Annotated in this window: 17 protein-coding genes; 8 read left to right on the forward strand and 9 right to left on the reverse strand. The window is 69.6% G+C overall.

What is annotated here, in order from left to right:
* Nucleotides 1–12 precede the first annotated feature (12 nt).
* Complete coding sequence (gene clsB, locus GFK26_RS30700) at nucleotides 13–1,215, forward strand: cardiolipin synthase ClsB (protein WP_153285291.1); 1,203 nt, start codon at nucleotides 13–15, stop codon at nucleotides 1,213–1,215.
* A gap of 34 nt (nucleotides 1,216–1,249) precedes the next feature.
* Here clsB and GFK26_RS30705 read toward each other — a convergent pair whose 3' ends face one another.
* From GFK26_RS30705 to GFK26_RS30715, 3 genes are read right to left on the reverse strand one after another with little or no spacing between them, the layout of a single operon-like run.
* Entirely contained in the window at nucleotides 1,250–1,567 is a 318-nt protein-coding gene (locus GFK26_RS30705) for a hypothetical protein (protein WP_153285292.1), read from the reverse strand.
* Nucleotides 1,564–2,520 (reverse strand): alpha/beta fold hydrolase, encoded by a 957-nt coding sequence (locus GFK26_RS30710; protein WP_153285293.1) that lies wholly within the window; start codon nucleotides 2,518–2,520, stop codon nucleotides 1,564–1,566. Before GFK26_RS30710 ends, GFK26_RS30705 begins: the two co-directional genes overlap by 4 nt.
* Nucleotides 2,517–2,741, reverse strand: a complete 225-nt coding sequence (locus GFK26_RS30715) for a hypothetical protein (RefSeq protein WP_153285294.1) — start codon at nucleotides 2,739–2,741, stop codon at nucleotides 2,517–2,519. Before GFK26_RS30715 ends, GFK26_RS30710 begins: the two co-directional genes overlap by 4 nt.
* A gap of 296 nt (nucleotides 2,742–3,037) precedes the next feature.
* On the opposite strand from GFK26_RS30715, the gene GFK26_RS30720 reads away from it, so the two are divergent.
* Together GFK26_RS30720 and GFK26_RS30725 are read left to right on the forward strand one after the other, a co-directional pair.
* Nucleotides 3,038–3,352, forward strand: a complete 315-nt coding sequence (locus GFK26_RS30720; RefSeq protein ID WP_153285295.1) for a proteophosphoglycan ppg4 — start codon at nucleotides 3,038–3,040, stop codon at nucleotides 3,350–3,352.
* Between the two features lie 31 nt (nucleotides 3,353–3,383).
* Entirely contained in the window at nucleotides 3,384–4,022 is a 639-nt protein-coding gene (locus GFK26_RS30725; RefSeq protein WP_153286160.1) for a L,D-transpeptidase, read from the forward strand.
* Nucleotides 4,023–4,040: 18 nt separating this feature from the next.
* Here the strand turns inward: GFK26_RS30725 and GFK26_RS30730 are convergent, their stop codons facing one another.
* Nucleotides 4,041–4,817: a metallophosphoesterase family protein gene (locus tag GFK26_RS30730; RefSeq protein ID WP_153285296.1), complete on the reverse strand. Its 777-nt coding sequence runs from the start codon at nucleotides 4,815–4,817 to the stop codon at nucleotides 4,041–4,043.
* Between the two features lie 161 nt (nucleotides 4,818–4,978).
* Between GFK26_RS30730 and GFK26_RS30735 the strand changes: the two genes are divergently transcribed.
* The 5 genes from GFK26_RS30735 (at nucleotide 4,979) to GFK26_RS30755 (ending at nucleotide 8,403) form a co-directional block, all read left to right on the forward strand.
* A complete protein-coding gene (locus GFK26_RS30735; protein WP_153285297.1) occupies nucleotides 4,979–5,878 on the forward strand; it encodes a nucleotidyltransferase in 900 nt (299 codons plus the stop codon).
* Entirely contained in the window at nucleotides 5,868–6,212 is a 345-nt protein-coding gene (locus tag GFK26_RS30740) for a nuclear transport factor 2 family protein (RefSeq protein ID WP_153285298.1), read from the forward strand. The genes GFK26_RS30735 and GFK26_RS30740 overlap by 11 nt, the downstream gene beginning before the upstream one ends.
* Nucleotides 6,213–6,426: 214 nt before the next feature.
* The gene (locus GFK26_RS30745; protein WP_153285299.1) at nucleotides 6,427–6,852 is read left to right on the forward strand and encodes a CBS domain-containing protein; all 426 of its coding nucleotides are present in this window, start codon (nucleotides 6,427–6,429) and stop codon (nucleotides 6,850–6,852) included.
* 58 nt (nucleotides 6,853–6,910) lie between these two features.
* Nucleotides 6,911–7,495, forward strand: coding sequence for a YSC84-related protein (locus GFK26_RS30750; protein ID WP_153285300.1), 585 nt, complete (start codon nucleotides 6,911–6,913; stop codon nucleotides 7,493–7,495).
* Complete coding sequence (locus tag GFK26_RS30755; RefSeq protein WP_228121813.1) at nucleotides 7,492–8,403, forward strand: arginase family protein; 912 nt, start codon at nucleotides 7,492–7,494, stop codon at nucleotides 8,401–8,403. The genes GFK26_RS30750 and GFK26_RS30755 overlap by 4 nt, the downstream gene beginning before the upstream one ends.
* A gap of 46 nt (nucleotides 8,404–8,449) precedes the next feature.
* On the opposite strand, the gene mrdA is transcribed toward GFK26_RS30755, so the two are convergent.
* From mrdA to GFK26_RS30780, 5 genes are all read right to left on the reverse strand, one after another.
* Nucleotides 8,450–10,426 carry a penicillin-binding protein 2 gene (gene mrdA / locus GFK26_RS30760; protein WP_153285301.1) on the reverse strand — a complete coding sequence of 659 codons (1,977 nt, stop codon included), beginning with the start codon at nucleotides 10,424–10,426 and terminating at the stop codon, nucleotides 8,450–8,452.
* A gap of 186 nt (nucleotides 10,427–10,612) precedes the next feature.
* A complete protein-coding gene (locus GFK26_RS30765; protein WP_153285302.1) occupies nucleotides 10,613–11,338 on the reverse strand; it encodes a GntR family transcriptional regulator in 726 nt (241 codons plus the stop codon).
* Nucleotides 11,339–11,396: 58 nt separating this feature from the next.
* The gene (locus tag GFK26_RS30770) at nucleotides 11,397–12,158 is read right to left on the reverse strand and encodes an aspartate/glutamate racemase family protein (RefSeq protein ID WP_153285303.1); all 762 of its coding nucleotides are present in this window, start codon (nucleotides 12,156–12,158) and stop codon (nucleotides 11,397–11,399) included.
* Nucleotides 12,159–12,181: 23 nt separating this feature from the next.
* Nucleotides 12,182–13,609 (reverse strand): dihydropyrimidinase, encoded by a 1,428-nt coding sequence (gene hydA, locus GFK26_RS30775; protein WP_153285304.1) that lies wholly within the window; start codon nucleotides 13,607–13,609, stop codon nucleotides 12,182–12,184.
* Between the two features lie 46 nt (nucleotides 13,610–13,655).
* Nucleotides 13,656–14,384, reverse strand: coding sequence for an aspartate/glutamate racemase family protein (locus tag GFK26_RS30780; protein WP_153285305.1), 729 nt, complete (start codon nucleotides 14,382–14,384; stop codon nucleotides 13,656–13,658).
* Nucleotides 14,385–14,403 lie beyond the last annotated feature (19 nt).

Genomic DNA, 14,403 nt, shown 5'->3' on the forward strand with positions numbered 1-14,403 from the left:
CAGGCACCCGGCATGAAGCGCTCGGACTGGACCCGGGGCAACGCGGCGCAGTTGCTGGAAAACGGCGACGCCTTCTTTCCGCGCGTCTTCGAGGCCCTGGGCCAGGCCCGGCAGCTGGCCTTGCTGGAAACCTTCATCCTCAAGGATGACAAGGTCGGCCGGGCCCTGTGCGACGCGCTGTGCGGGTGCGCCGGGCGCGGCGTGCGCACCGTGCTCACGATCGACGGCTTCGGCTCGCCCGGGCTCTCCGAGGGCTTCCTCGGCCGGCTCACCGGGGCCGGCGTGCAGGTGCGCATCTTCGACCCGGGCCGCTCGCTCTTCGGCCAGCAGCTGAACCTGCTGCGGCGCATGCACCGCAAGCTGGTGGTGGTGGACGACGCCGTGGCCTTCGTCGGCGGCATCAACTTCTGCGCCGACCAGCTGCTGGACTTCGGCGAGATGGCCAAGCAGGACTACGCGGTGGAGCTGCGCGGGCCGATCGTCGGGCGCATCCGCGCCTTCATGCAACGCACGGCGAACACCGACGGGGCCCCGCCGCGGGCCCCGGTGGCAAGGGCGAGCACGGCCGCCGTGCTGTTCGCGGCCCGCGACGACAAGGCCTCGCCCGACGGCATCGAGAAGATCTACCGGCAGGCGATTCGCACGGCGCGCTCGCGCGTGTGCATCGCCAACGCCTATTTCTTTCCGGGCTACCGCCTCTTTCGCGACCTGTGCCGCGCGGCCGGGCGCGGCGTGGAGGTGAAGCTATTCCTGCAGGGCATGCCCGACATGAAGTCGGTGCGCTTTGCCGCGCGGCTGCTCTACGGCCACCTGCTGCGCGCGGGCGTCGAGGTGCACGAGTACTGCGCCCGGCCGATGCACGGCAAGATCGCAATCGTGGACGACGGCTGGGCCACCGTCGGCTCCAGCAACCTCGACCCGCTGAGCCTGGCGCTCAACATGGAGGCCAACGTGGTCGTGATCAGCCGGTCGTTCAATGCCCAGGTGGCCGCGCGCCTCGCCATGCTGGAAACCCACTGCGAGCCCGTGCGCCAGGACACGTTGCCGTTCTGGAACCGGTGGCCGCCGCTGGGCAGTTTCATCGTGTTCCATGTGCTGCGCTGGGTCTCGCGCGTGGGCGCTTGGCTGCCGCGCCGGCCGCAGCGCGTGAAGGCCCTGGGCGGCCGCGCAGACGCCGGACAGGGCCCTCGCCACCGTGCGCCGCCGCTGCGGTGACGCGCGCGCACCGCCCGTGCGCCCGGGCCCGTGTCTAGGCGCAGGTGTTGACGACGATGCGCAGCACCTCGACGCGCTCGGGCAGTTCGATGAGGAACTCCGGGTCGCGCGGCAGGTGGTGCACCGCGTTCGGATCGCCCCCGGTGAACGCGCGCATGGCCGCCACGTCGCGCCAGTAGGAGGTGGTGACGAACTCGGTCTCGGTGGCGCGGTCTTCGCGGAACAGCTGCACCGCGAGGGCCGTCTTGAGCAGCGGCGGAATGCCTTCCACCTGCAGGTAGCGCTCGTAGGCGTCGGCGCGGTCGCGCACGACGCGGCCGCGCCAGATGCGCGCGATCGTGGCGGCGCTCATACCGGCACCCCTTCGATCGTCCGGGCCGAGGGCACCGGCAGATGCCGCTCCAGGAAGTCGCGCAGCCGCGGCAGCACCTCGGCCAGGTGCGTCTCGAGCAGCCAGTGCCCGCCATCGTCGAACGAATGGAACTGCGCGTCCGGCAGGTCGCGCAGGTAGGCGCGGCCGGCCTCGATCGGCATGTAGCCGTCCTGCGGTCCCCACAGGATCAGCGTGGGCGGGCGGTAGGTGCGCAGGTACTCCTGGTAGCGGGGAAACCATCGCAGGTTCTCCTTGAGCCCCTTCATGAGGCCCAGCGCAATGCCGCGCCGCGCGGGCGTGTTCATCAACTGCCAGTGAAGGCGCCAGAGATCGGGCGCGAGCCGCGGGGCGACGCGCGACGCCACCTCGCCGATGAACTCTTCGCGAAAGCCTTCTTCGCTCACGGCGCGCTCCAGCACCGCGAGGTGGGCGGGACTCGGGTCGTTCCAGTACGCCTGGATGGCGGCGTACTTCGGTCCCAGCGTGTCTTCGTAGATGTCGCCGTTCTGGATGATCAGCGCCGTCACGCGCCCGGAACGCCGGATCGCGTGACGCAGGCCGATCTGCGAGCCGTAGTCGTGCAGGTACAGCGCGTAGCGGCGCAGTTCAAGTGCGGCAGTGAAGCGGTCGAGAAAGTCCGCGTAGCCGTCGAAGTCGTACGTGAAATGTTCATCGGGCGTGCCGCTGTAGCCGAAGCCCGGGAAATCGGGCGCCACCACGCGCCAGCGGTCCGCCAGCGCGGGCATCAGCGCGCGGTACTGGTACGAAGAGCAGGGGTAACCGTGCGGCAGCAGCAGAACGGGCGCCCCCACCGGGCCGGCCACGCGGTAGAAGACCTCGACGCCGTCGATCTGCAACGTGCGGTGCGTCACCGCGGTCGTGCCGGCGGCCGCCGATGCAGGCGCCGCACGCGCGCCCGCCGGGGCGCTCATGGCCTCGTGCCGCCGCCCCGGCGGGACTGGCTCTGGTTGCCGCTGCCGAGCTGGCTTTCACGGTCGTGGCGGCTTTCGGGCGTGCGGCGCGGCTCGTTGCGCGGCGTGAGGGGCTGGTGGCCGGCCTTGTTGTGGTCGGCGGAGCGGTTCTCGCGGCCTTCGTCGTCGTTCGGGTCGTTCGGGTCGTTCGGGTCATTCTTTGGGGGATTGGGATTCGCCATCTCGGCTCCTTGAAATCGTGAGAAGTGCAAAGGCAAAGGGAGAGAGGCTTCTTTGTGGTCCCGCGCGCCGCGCGCGCATGTGGGAGGAGGCCGACCCCGGCTGTCGTCCTCGCCGCGCGACGCCGCGCGACGCAACAACAGCCCGGCCGCGCCAGCGCGCCACGTACTGCGTTTCCTACGCTGCAGGTCGCCCATCCCTGACAACACGCCGCCCCGACCTGCCTAGTCTGCGCAAGGTCAGCCATGAGATTTGCAATCCGGCGCTCGGCAGCTGGCATCTTCCTTTGGAGACCACCATGACCCTCTCACGTCTTTCCACGCTCCTGGCTTCCGGCACCCTCGTCCTGGCGGGCGTGGCTTTCGCCCAAGGCAATCCGCCCACGACGGCACCCGCCAATCCCGCCACCGGGGCCGGGCAGCAAAGTCCCACGGGCGGCCCGATGGGCACCACCGGCACGACGCCGCAGAACACGCAGAGCGGCAGCACCATGTCGTCGCCGCCGAGCACCGGCAGCACGGGTTCTAGCACGATGAACACACCCGCCCCCAGCACCGATTCGACGACCATGGCCGCCAACGAGCCGCGGCCTGCGCGTGCCGACCGCAACTGAGCCCGGCGGGCGGCCTGCGGCATCGCCGCCCGTGAAGCGCGCGACCCCGTTCAGGGTCGCGTCGTTCGCGGGGGTGGTGCTGGCCGTGGCGCTGGCGGGCCTGCCGCCGCAGCCCGCCAGCGCCGGGCCGCTCCCCGCGGCTGAACAGTTCGCCCAGGCGGCCGCTGCCGCCGGCGACAACCTGGCGCAGCCCTTTGCCGTCATCGACAAGACGGCCGCGCGCCTGTACCTGTTCGACGGCAAGGGGCGCATGACCGCGTCGTCGCCCGTGCTGCTCGGCTTGGCGCGCGGCGACGATTCGGTCCCCGGCATCGGCACGCGGCCCATGGCCGATATCCGCGCCGAGGAGCGCACGACGCCCGCGGGGCGCTTCAACGCCGAACCGGGCACCAACACGGCAGGCGAAGACATCACCTGGATCGACTACGACGCCGCGATCTCGATGCACCGCGTGCGCGCCACGAACAAGAGCGAGCAGCGGCTGCAGCGGCTCGCCTCCGCTACCGTGAGCGACAACCGCATCTCGTACGGCTGCATCAACGTGCCGGCCGCGTTCTACGACCGGCATGTGAAGCCGATGTTCGCGAGCCGGGGGCGCGCGGTCTATGTGCTGCCCGAGGTGGCGTCGCTCGACGCGCGGTTTCCGTTCCTGCGGGCGGCCGGCAACTGAGGGGCGCAGGCCTTCGGCCTAGGGTGCCGGCGGCGCCTCGGCAGCGGCGGGCTCGCGCGGCAGCTCGTACAGGAAGAAAGGCGGCGCGTCGGGCCGGCTGCGCTGCAGCAGCGGCTTGGCCACGTTGTAGACGGGCACGCCGCTGATCGTGCGCCCCTGCGGCGTGCCCCGGTGCGCATGGCCGTGGAACACCGCATCGATCGGATAGCGCACCAGCGGGTCTTCCAACCGGCTGCTGCCCAGGAACGGATAGATCTCCACCGGCTCGCCTTCGACCGTGCCGACCACGGGCGCGTAGTGCAGCAGCGCGATGCGCCGCCGCGTGCGCAGCTTGGCCAGCGCCGATTCGAGCTTCATCGCCTCGTTCAGCGCCTCCTGCACGAACAGCTTGATCGCGGGCTCACCCCACGCGCCCAGCGCGCCGCGGCCGAAGCCGCCGCCGAAGCCTTTCACGCCCGCGATGCCCACGCCTTCGATCTCGCACACCGAGCCGTCGAGCACGCGCACGCCGGCGTGCGCAAGCGTGGAGGTCACCACTTCGGGCGTGCCCGATTCGTAGTCGTGGTTGCCCAGCACGGCGACGATGGGAATGTGCACCGCGCCCAGTTCCTCGGCGAGCACGCGGGCTTCTTCTTCGGTGCCGTAGTCGGTCAGGTCGCCGCACAGCAGCAGCGCGTCGGCTTCTTCGTTCGCCTGCGCGAACAGGCTGCGCAAGGTGCCGCCGGCATCCTTCTGGACATGTATGTCGCCGACGGCGGCGAAGCGGATGTGGGAGGAGGATTTGGGCGTGGGCATGGGTGATCCGGTCGATGGCGCTTCAAACGTGGGAACCAGCCTGTACCCCGCCGCGCGCGGCCGTCATCGGCCTCCTCCCGCAGCGGCTGTAGGCGCCTGCCGACGCGCGATGGGGCCGTTGGCTTTGCCCTTGCGCAGCCTAGTGGCGCGACCTTTCATGCATGCCATCCACCACCACGCTCGCCCCTTCGCTCGAGGAAGAAGTTCCGCCCCGCGTGGCCGATTTCTACCGACAGAGCCTGCGTGCCCTGCGCGATGCGGGCATTCCCTTCCTGGTGGGCGGCGCCTTTTCGCTGGCCTGCTACACGGGCATCCGCCGCGTGACGAAAGACCTGGACCTGTTCATCCTGCGCGAAGACTTCGAGCGCATCGCGCAGTTGATGCAGCAGCACGGCTGGCGCACCGAACTCACCTATCCGCACTGGCTGGCCAAGGTGTACGACGGCGATGCGTTCATCGACCTGATCTTCAACTCTGGCAACGGCGTGACGCCGGTCGATGCGCGCTGGTTCCACGGCAACTGCCGCGCCGACGTTCTGGGCGTGCCGGTGCTGGTGGCCAACGTCGAGGACAGCCTGCTGTCCAAGGCCTTCATCATGGAGCGCGAGCGCTACGACGGCGGCGACATCGCCCACCTGCTGCTGGCCCGCGCCGATCGGCTCGACTGGGCCAGCCTGCTGGAGCGCTTCGGCCCGCACTGGCGCGTGCTGCTCACGCACCTCACGCTGTTTGGCTACATCTACCCCGGGGAGCGCCACCGCATTCCCGACTGGGTGATGGCCCGCCTGATCGATCGCCTCACCGACGAAATGCACGGCCCGCCGGCACCATCGCAGCGCCAGGTGTGCGCAGGCACCCTGCTGTCGCGCGAGCAGTACCTGCACGATGTCGAACAGGCCGGCTACGTCGACGTGCGCCTCACGCCGGCCAGCGGCATGACGGAACGCGACGTGGCGGTGTGGACGCGGGACATCGATCACGCTCCCGCAGCGCCGCGTGACCCCGCCGCCCCCACTGATGACAGGGAGCAACCCCATGTAGGAGGTTCCCATGGACGATGACAACCTGTGGCGCATCGAAGAACAGTTCTGGTCCGCGGGCCTGGACTTCTACGAACAGCACCTGGCGGAACATGCGCTGATGGTGTTCCCCGCCCCCGCGGGCGTGCTGGATCGCGCGGCGACGCTGGCGTCGATCCAGTCCGGCAGCCGCTGGGTCCACGCCAATTTCGAAAAGCGGCAACTGCTGCGGCCCACCGACCACGTGGCCGTGCTGGTCTATTCGGTGACGGCGTCGCGGCATGAAGGCGTGGCCTACCGCGCGTTGTGCAGCTCGACGTACGTGAAGCAAGGCGATGCGTGGCTGCTGAGCTTGCACCACCAGACGCCGCAGTGAGGAGATCGCCCGGCGCGCCTCGTGCGCCTCGCGTGCATCGCGCGCAGGCGACACCCGTGCGTGCTTCCTTTGCACCACCGGCTTTTCGGTGGTTGTCCTACAGATCGGGCCGCGCAGAAGACTAGACCTGTACCTGCACCGGCCCGGGCCGTGTGCGCCCCGATTCATTGCCGCCGACTGCGGCGCCCCACTCTCTTTTTTCAAAGGATTCCAGATGCGAAAAGTCAACGCTGTGATGACCCGCGATGTCGAGGTCATCAGTCCCGACGCCACCATCGCCGAAGCGGCCCGACGCATGCGCGACGGCGACTTCGGGATGATGCCCGTGGGCGAGAACGACCGCATGATCGGCGCGATCTCGGACCGGGACATCGCCATCCGCGGCATCGCCGAGGGACACGACGGCAACGCCAAGGTGCGCGACGTCATGTCGGACGGCATCCGCTGGGCCTACGAGGACGACGCCGTCGATCATGCGGCGCAGCTCATGGCCGAGCACCAGGTCCGGCGCCTGCCCATCGTCGACCGCGACAAGCGGCTCGTGGGCATCCTGGCGCTGGCCGATGTCGCGGTGAAGGAGCGCAAGGCCAAGCCGGCCACCGAAGCGCTGTGCGGCATCTCGCAACCCGTCGAGGCCTGAGAAGGTCCCGCACCACCGTTTCCTTCCCTTCCCTTCTGTCTTTCCCGGAGGATCTGCCATGCACGTCGCACCTTCCCGCCTGCTTGCAGCCGCTGCCATCGCGTCCACCCTCGCCGTGACCGGCTGCACGGTCACCCGCCCCACCGGAGCGGCGAACGACGTCCCGGCGTCGTCGGCATCGGCCATCGACGCCCAGGTCGATGCGTCGCTGTCCAGGCTCTATGACACCGTTGCCGGTTCGCGCGCGATGGTCGCGGGCGCCCAGGGCGTGCTGGTCTTTCCTTCCGTGGTCGGCGGCAGCCTGGGTGTCGGGGCCGAATACGGGCGCGGCGCCCTGCGCACCGGTGGCCGCACGCAGGCCTACTACAGCACGACCGCCGGCTCCATCGGCTTCCAGGCCGGAGCCCAGTCGAAGGCCGTCTTCTACGTGTTCAATTCCAAGGAGGCACTGGACAAGTTCCGCCAGAACCGCGGCTGGACCGTGGGCGCCGACGCGACCGTCGCGCTGGCACGCTACGGCGCCAACGGCGTCATCGACACGAGCACCTTCCGGCAGCCCGTGGTCGCTTTCGTGATGACCAATGTGGGGCTGGAAGCCGGTGCCTCGGTGCAGGGCGCGAAGGTGACGGAAATCCGGCCTTGAGCCTTGCGATGGGCTTGCCGACGCTGCGCCCTGCCATTGTCGAAGCCCCGTCCACGCTGGGCCTGGCAACGGACGGGGTGGAGCGCTTGCCCGACCGGCTCCTTGCACTCGGCCTGGCGCGGCGTCTCCATGCACGCCGCGCCGGCCGGCTGGCGGTGCCGGCGAAGAACCCCACGCCCGATCCCGAGACGGGTACGTTGAATGCCAGCGCCATCGCGGCGTGGTCGCCCCGGCTCGCCGACGCGGTGGAAGCGGTGCTGGACGCGGGCGAATTTCCGATCGTTCTGGGCGGTGATTGCACGGTCGTGCTGGGCTCCATGCTCGCGCTGCGACGGCGGGGCCGCTACGGCCTGTTCTTCATCGACGGCAATGCCGATTTCTTCCAGCCCGAGGCGGAACCTCACGGCGAAGGCGCATCGATGGACCTGGCCTTCGTCACCGGCCACGGCCCGCCGCAGCTCACCGACATCGAAGGTCGCGGTCCGCTGGTCCGTCCCGAAGACGCGGTCGCATTCGCCTACCGCGATCACAAGGACCAGGAAGACTACGGAAGCCAGCCGCTCCCCCAGGAACTCAAGGCGATCGACCTTCCCGCCGTGCGCGCCATGGGCATCGAGGCCGCCGCGCGCGACGCGGTGGCGCACCTGACGCGAGCGGAACTGGACGGCTTCTTCATCCATCTGGACGCCGACTGTCTCGACGACGCCCTCATGCCAGCCGTCGATTTCCGCGTGCCGGGCGGGTTGTCGTGGGACGAACTGGCGACCGCGCTCCGGGTGGCCCTGGCGAGCGGCAAGGCCGTCGGCCTGGAGGTCACCATCTACAACCCCCGCCTGGATGCGGACGGCAGCGCGGGGCGCGGCCTGGTCGACGTGCTGGCGGCGGCGTTCGGAACAGCAGCGTCCTGAAAAGCCCGTGGTCGCCTCGGCTGTGCGCCGAAGGCTCCGCGTCCCCTCAGAGCACCGACGCTTCACCCGCCGCTGCATCGTCCTCCCGCATCGGCACCTCGCTGGCCACCAGGGGCGTGCCGAGGGGCGCGCCGGCCTTCCCGACCTGGACCGCCGCCATGTCGGCGTCGTTCGGGTACTGGTCCGCAATCCAGTAGTCGAACACCCGCCGCACGATGGGCGCCGCATGCGCCGCGCCGAAGCCCGCGTTCTCGACGACGGCCGCCACCGCGATGCTCGGGTCTTCGGCCGGGGCGAACGCCATGTACAGCGCGTGATCGCGCTGGCGCGCATCCAGCGCCTTGCCGCTCGCGCGCGCTTTCGCACTCAGGCCCACGGCCTGCGAGGTGCCCGTCTTGCCCGCCGAGGTGTAGGCGGCGCCGGCAAACACGCGGGTGCCGGTGCCGCCCCGGGTGACCGCCACCATCGCGTCGCGCACCACCTGGACGTGCTTGCGCGCGTAGCCCAGGTCCTGGGCCGGGGGCTGCACCTGCCGCACCACCTGCCCGCTCGCCGTGTCGCGGATCGCACGCACCAGGTGCGGCTGGAAGCGCACGCCGCCATTCGCCAGCGTGGCGTTGGCCGAGGCCAGCTGCAGCATCGTGAAGCTGTTGTAGCCCTGCCCGATGCCCAGCGAAATCGTCTCGCCCGGGTGCCAGGTCTTCATGTCGGCGCGCCGGTAGGCCGCGCGCTTCCACGCCTTGCTCGGCAGCACGCCGCGCGATTCGCCCTGCAGGTCGATGCCGGTGAGCTGTCCGAAACCCAGGGGCGCCATGAAGTCGTGGATCAGGTCGACGCCCATCTCGGCGGCCAGCGAATAGAAATAGGTGTTGCTCGACAGCTGGATGGCGCGGTGCATGTCGACGCCGCCCAGTCCGCCCCGATGGCTGCGGAACGTGCGCCCGCCGAAGTTGTAGAAGCCCGGGTCGTTCTCCACCTTGTCGGCCGCGCGTTTGCCGGTCTGCAGCGCCGCCATCGCCATGAAGGGCTTGTAGGTGGAGCCCGGCGGATACGTGCCGCGCAGCGCGCGGTTCAGCAGCGGGTTGTCGGGCGACTCGATCAGCGCCTTCCAGCTCTGCGTGTCGATGCCTTCGACGAACAGGTTGGGGTCGAAGGTGGGCTTGCTCACGAAGGCCAGCACCTCGCCCGTCTTCGGGTCGATGGCGACCAGCGCGCCCCGGCGCTCGCCGAACATGTCTTCCACCAGCTTCTGCAGCTTGATGTCGAGCGACAGGACCACCGTCTGGCCCGGCCTGGCGGGGTGACGGGCCAGGCGGCGGACCGCGTGCCCGCCTGCCGAGGTTTCCATCTGCTCCACGCCGGTCTGGCCGTGCAGCGCGTGTTCGTAGCTCTGCTCGATGCCGACCTTGCCGATGTAGTCGGTACCCCGGTAGTTGGCGCGCTCGTCTTCGGCCCAGTCGTCCATGGCGGTCTTCTCGCGCTGGTTGATGCGGCCGATGTAGCCGATCACGTGCGCGCCCACCTCGCCGTGCGGATAGCTGCGGAACAGCCGCGCCTTGATTTCCACCCCGGGGAAGCGGTAGCGCTGTGCCGCGAAGCGCGCCACCTCTTCATCGCTCAGGCGGGTGCGGATGGGAAGCGAGTCGAAGCTGCGCGAATCTTCGCGCAGGCGCTGGAAGCGGCGACGGTCCTTGGGCGTCACTTCGAGCAGCGCACCCAGCTCGTCGATGACCGTGGTGATGTCGTCCACCTTCGACGGCGTGATCTCCAACGTGTAGGCCGCGTAGTTGGACGCGAGCACCACGCCGTTGCGGTCCAGGATCTGCCCGCGGTTGGGCACCACGGGCACGATCGCCGTGCGATTGCTCTCGGCCCGGTCCGACAGCGTTTCGTGGCGCACCACCTGCAGGTAGACCAGCCGTGCGCCGATCAGTCCGAATCCGAACAGCACCGCGCAGCCGACCACCACCACGCGGCGGCGAAAAAGGGCGAGCTCGGCGGCGGCATTGCGGATTTCATTCATCTGGCGAAGGGGGAGAAGGGAGGAAGGAACAGAAGGGGCGGAAAAGCCCGATAGGAGGCCCTCCTCGCCCGAAGGTTCCGCCCCTCGGCTGTCATTCGACGAATGAATGCGCCCGGAAGTCAGCCCGGCCTCGCGCAGCGTTGCGCAGACAGGGCGGCCCCGGGTCCGCCGCCGCCCGCTACCGCCTCAGCTGAACACGCTCTCCAGGTCGACCTCTTCGGCGCTGTCGTCCAGCTTCAGGCTCTGCTCGATGTGGTCGAGGTGATGCAGCATGAGCTTCTCGGCGCGCGCGGCGTCGCCGCGGTTCACGGCGGCGACGATTTCCTCGTGCTCGTCGGCACGGCAGCTGGTGGCCGTGGGCGCGTCGTACAGCGAGATGATCAGGCAGGTCAGCACCGACAGCTCGCGCATCGAGCGTGCCAGTGCCGAGTTGCCGGCCAGCTCGGCCAGCAGCACATGGAACTCGCCCGACAGCCGCACGATGGCGCGCTTGTCGTCGCGGCGGCGCGCGTCGGCCTCGAGCTCGATGTGGCGTTGCAGGCGCTCCCGCTTGGCGTCGTCGAGCGTGCGGATGAGCCGGCGCAGCACGCCCGGTTCGATGAGGCGGCGCGCCTCGAACACATCCTGGGCCTGCTCGATGGTGGGCTTGGCGACGAAGGCGCCGCGTTGCGGCACCAGCTCGACGATCTGTTCGTGCGCCAGCCGGGCCAGCACCTCGCGCACCTTGGCGCGGCTGGTCGCGAAGATCGTGGCCAGCCGGTCCTCGCCCAGCTTCGTGCCCGGCGCGAGACGGTGTTCCAGGATGGCGGCCGAAATCTTCTCGGCGATCTCGTCGACGCTGTGTTCGCGTGCGGTGGTGGCGCCAGTCGCGCCGTTCGCGCTGGTCTTGCGGGCTGGGGCTTTGGTGGGCATCGGCGCCGATTCTATCGACGCCCCCTCCAGGCTGCAGTGCGCCACGGGGCCCACAACCTCAGCCAGCGGCGCGTGCGCCGTCGCGCGCCAGCAGCCGCGCCAGCGCCTCGGGCAGCCCCTGGTTCGGCTTGATCGGCGGCGGTGCAAAACTGCCCAGCCGCGCCGGCGCGGGCGCCAGCGACACGAGCGTCTGCGCATGGCACACGGCGCTCGACACGCCGTCGACCACCGGCACCGGAATGCGGTCCTTGATCGAGCGTGCCAGGCCCGCCAGCGGTGCGCCGGCAATGATGATCACGTCCGCGCCGTCGTCCTCGATGGCCGACATGCACAGGGCCTCCAGGCGCTGGCCGTGGTCGTCCTGCACGTGGCCGATGTCCTTGAGCGGACCGTCGAGGCTGCGGATGCTCGCGAGCCGGTCGATGAGGCCGTTGGCCTGCACGCACTCGCGGTACCACGCCGTGATGCGGCGCGAGATCGCGATGATCGAGAAGCGCTTGCCCAGCAGGCACGCACTCATCAAGGCCGCTTCGGTGAGGCCGACCACGGGAATGTCGAGCGCCTCTCGCAAACCGTCGATGCCGGGGTCGCCGAAGGCCGCGACCACGATGGCGTCGTGCCGCGTGTGGTGTTCGGCCGCGAGCGTGGCCGCCGCGTACGCGCCGATCAGCGACTCGAAGCGCGTCTCGATGTAGGCCACGCCGAAGGGCGCCGTGAGCACCTCGATGCGCGTGTCGCTCGCGGCCGCGCGGCGGGCTTCGGCCGCGATCAGGTCGGAGACGCTTTGCGAGGTGTTGGGGTTGATCAGCAGCAGGTTCATGGCAATGTCTCCAGGCGAAGGGCTCAGGCGGGCCGGCGGCTCGGCAGCAAGGTGGGCTCGCCCCGGCGCAGGAATTCTCCGCGTCCGGCGCGCGGATGAAAGCGTTCGCCGTCCCACACGACCTCGCCGCGCGCCAGCGTCAGCGCCGGCCAGGCCTTCACCTCGATGCCTTCATAAGGCGTGTAGTCGACGTCGTGGTGCAGGTCGGCGTTGCGAATCGCGCGCGGCGTGGTGCCCCAGACCACGAGGTCGGCATCGGCGCCGACAGCGATCGTGCCCTTGCGCGGGTGCAGCCCGTAGGCCTTGGCCGGGTTGGTGGACGTCAGCTCGACGAACTTGTTGATCGTGATGCGGCCGTCGAGCACGCCATGCGAAAACAGCAGCGGCAGCCGCGTCTCGATGCCCGGAATGCCGTTCGGGATGTGGCGGAACGCTACCTCTTCGCCGCCGGGCTTCTTGCCCTCGGGCGCGTCGTAGCGGAACGGCGCGTGGTCCGACGAGAAGATCGTGAAGAGCCCATCGGACAGCCCGTTCCAGATCACCTGCTGGTTCTCGCGGTTGCGCGGCGGCGGGCTGCAGACGCAGCGCGCGCCCTGGTAGCTGTCGTCGATGCCCAGGTCTTCCGCGGTCAGGAACAGGTACTGCGGACAGGTTTCGGCGAACACGCTCAGGCCGTGCGCGCGCGCCCAGCGGATCTGCTCGACGGCTTCGCGCCCCGACACGTGCACGATCATGATCGGCACGTCGACCAGCTCCGACAGCGCAATGGCGCGGTGCGTCGCCTCGCGCTCCACCAGCATCGGCCGCGAGTGCGCGTGAAAGCGCGGCGCCGTGCGCCCGTTGGCTTCGAGCCGCTTGGTCAGCCACTCGATGCAGTCGGCGTTCTCGGCGTGGATCATGGCCATCGCGCCCTGCTCTCTTGCCACCGACAGCACGTCGAGGATCTGGCCGTCGTCCAGCTTCAGATCGTCGTAGGTCATGTAGATCTTGAACGAGGTGTAGCCCTCGGCGATGAGCTGCGGCAACTCGTGCTTCAACACCTCTTCGGTCGGGTCGCTCACGATCAGGTGGAAGGCGTGGTCGACGTGGGCGCGGCCCTCGGCGCGCTGGTGGTAGTCCTGCACGGCGGCACGCAGCGACTGGCCCTTCTGCTGCGCGGCGAACGGGATCACGGTGGTTGTGCCGCCGCAGGCCGCGGCGCGCGTGCCGGTGTCGAAGTCGTCGGCCATGCGCACCGGCGGCTCCATTGGCTGGTCGAGGTGGCAGTGGGCGTCGACGCCGCCCGGCGTCACGTAGCGGCCGGCGGCGTCGATCTCCTGCCGACCGGGCGGCAGGCCGAGGCCCAGCTGCACGATGCGGCCGTCGCGAATGCCGATGTCCGAATCGAAGGTGTCGCTGGCGGTGGCAACGCGGGCGTTGCGCACCACGAGATCGAGGTCGCGGAAGGTCATGGTCTTTCTGTGCTTTTCTGTCTATGTCTGGCGGGATCAGTGGGTCTCAGGCTTTCGCGTCGAACAGCCGGCCCCAGCCCTTCACGGCGCTCGGATCGACGCCGACCGTCTTCAGCGCGCGCCAGACCACGGTGGCCACCGAGTCGTAGATCGGGATGCCGAGCTCGCGCTCCATCTCCTCGACCAGCTGCGCGCCGCTCAGGTTGGTGCACATGATCGTGATGGCGTCGGGGCGCTGCTGCGCCACCTCGCGCAGCATGCGGCGCAGCGTGTCGGGCTCAACCTCGCTGAACGAGAAGTTCACCGTCAGGTCCAGATGCCGCTCGGCCACGCAGTCGATGCCGATGCCCGCGTAGTTGGCAACGATGCGCTGCTGCACGTCGTCGACATACGGCGACACCAGCCCCAGCGTGCGCGCGCCCTGCGCGGCGAGCAGCTCGTTGAGCGCCAGCACCGAGGTGGTCGCCGGAATGCCCGTCGCTTCGGTGATGCGCGCGCACAGCGCCTGGTCTTTCTCGAAGCCGAGCCAGCTGGCCGAAGTGCCGCTCCAGCAGATCGTGTCGACGCGCGCATCGGCCAGCAGCCGTGCGGCCTCGAGGATCTTGCGGTCGTCGAACTGGTTGAGCGACGCGTCGCGCATCGAGATCTCGGTGACGGTGAAGCGCGAGAAATGCGCCGAGACGCCGGGCACGCCCGCGACCATCGCGCTGGTCAGCGGCTCGAGCGCGGTGTTCGACGAAGGCGTGAGCACGCCGATGAGTTTGCGAGGGGTCATGGGAGTCGGGTGGGTGGTG

This window comes from Variovorax paradoxus, assembly GCF_009498455.1.
GTDB lineage: Bacteria > Pseudomonadota > Gammaproteobacteria > Burkholderiales > Burkholderiaceae_C > Variovorax > Variovorax paradoxus_H.